Here is a 1841-nt window from a genome sequence, read left to right on the forward strand (position 1 = left end):
AAGGCGACCACGTGCGGCTGCGGGTGCGCGACGACGGCGTTGGCCCACCGGCGCACCCGACCCGCGACAGCGGGTTGGCGAACATGCGCGAACGGGCCGAATCCCTCGGCGGCACCTGCTCGTTCGGGCCCGCCCCCGACCGCGGAGCCCTCCTGGAATGGCGCGTCCCGCTGGGCTGACGCCGACAATCGCCGCCAGCTCGTCTCGGACGGGACACGGGATCAGCCCCCGACCGCACAGCCTATGCCGACCGGGCCGTGACCGGGCCGACCGGCCCGGTCACCCATTCCGAACGGCCCCTACGGCGCCCTTCGGAATGCGCTGACATGGACTCAACAGGCAGGCACTGCCGAGGTGTTGCCGTCGAGAAGGGACGAGTCCATGTCTGTCACCCCGCACGCTCCCGTCGGGCACGTGGTCGTCGGCGTGGACGGTTCGCCCGCCGCACTGTCCGCAGTCACCCAGGCCACCCTGGAGGCGGCGAACCGCGGTCTGCCGTTGGAGATCGTCGCCGCGTGGACGCTGCCGGAGGACGGCCAACTCGACTCCTACGTCGGGCAGGTCCGCCGGGAGGCGGAGGAGGCGACCGAGGCGGCCGTCGCGCACGCGCAGGCGCTGCACCCGCAGGTGTGGACGATCGGGCGGGTCCGCCGCGGCGCCGCGCACGAGGTGTTGCTCGCCTGCGCCGAACACGCTTCGCTCGTGGTGGTCGGCAGCCGCGGGCACGGACGCATGGCCGGCCTGTTGCTGGGCTCGGTCAGCCTGTCGGTGGCCGCCTACACACTGTGCCCCTTGCTCGTGGTGCGTGGCGAACACGACCCCTCACCGGCCGTGGACGGCGGCCCCGAGGGCCTGGTCGTGGTCGGCGTCGAGGGCGCGGACTGCCGGCCCGCCGTGGAAGCCGCCTACGAGGAGGCCCAGCTGCGGCATCTGCGGGTGTGCGCGCTCAACGCGCTCCCACCGGTCACGCCCGCGCCGATCGGGCTTCCCGCGCCTGCGCTGGAGTCCCTGGCCGCGGCAAGCGCCCTGCGGCGCGACGCCCTGGACACATGGACGGCTGCACCTCGGGCCAAGCACCCCGAGATCGAGTCCCAGGTGCGGCTCGTGCGCGAAGGCGCGGGTCGCGCACTGGTGGAGGCGTCCCGCGAGGCCGACCTGGTGGTCCTGGCCGCCCACCGACGCACCGCCCGTTTCGGGACCCGCCTGGGCCGGGTCAGCCACACGGTCCTGCATCACGCACACGCGCCCGTCCTCCTCGTGCCCGTGGACTGACCCGCCGTTTCGGTCACGGGCGAACGGAGGGCATGGCACAAAGGTGCGATGCGCTCCCGGGTGCCCATCGGCCGCGGGCGGTCGTCCCCGATCCGTCGGGGGCGACCGCCCGCATTTCGCTGCGCGCCTGCACCGCTCGCCGCAACGCCGCGCGGGCAACCGGCTGTTGGACCCGACAGGTCGGGCCGGTCGGCCCTGGGGCGGGCACCGGACACACGGGAGATTGATGTCACGGCCCGGCGGAACACGTTCGTGGCCGAGCGCCGGGCACCGGGCCCGGCGTCACCAGGGAGGGAATCGACATGGCAACGTCGCACCAGCACCGGATGCCCTCGCGCCTGCACCTGCCGCACCGCTCCGCTCCGGCGCCCCAGGCCACGGTCGACGGGTCGGCGCTCGACACCGCGACCGGCTCCCCGGCCGTCGCCGCGGTCCGCACCACCGACATCGCCGTGGCCGGCCTGCGGGTCCTGTTGGGCTTCGTGTTCCTGTGGGCGTTCCTGGACAAGACGTTCGGCTTCGGCTACGCCACCGCGAGCGGCAAGGGTTGGCTCGACGGCGGCTCCCCC

1 protein-coding gene and 1 pseudogene are annotated in these 1841 nt (G+C 74.2%); both read left to right on the forward strand.

The features are described 5' to 3' along the window. Positions 1-381 precede the first annotated feature (381 nt). Positions 382-1272, forward strand: coding sequence for a universal stress protein (locus ACZ4FV_RS52180; RefSeq protein ID WP_465328505.1), 891 nt, complete (start codon positions 382-384; stop codon positions 1270-1272). 302 nt (positions 1273-1574) lie between these two features. Continuing rightward, positions 1575-1841: pseudogene (locus ACZ4FV_RS52185) on the forward strand (hypothetical protein); the annotation flags it as partial.

This window comes from Embleya sp. NPDC025285, from assembly GCF_055558835.1.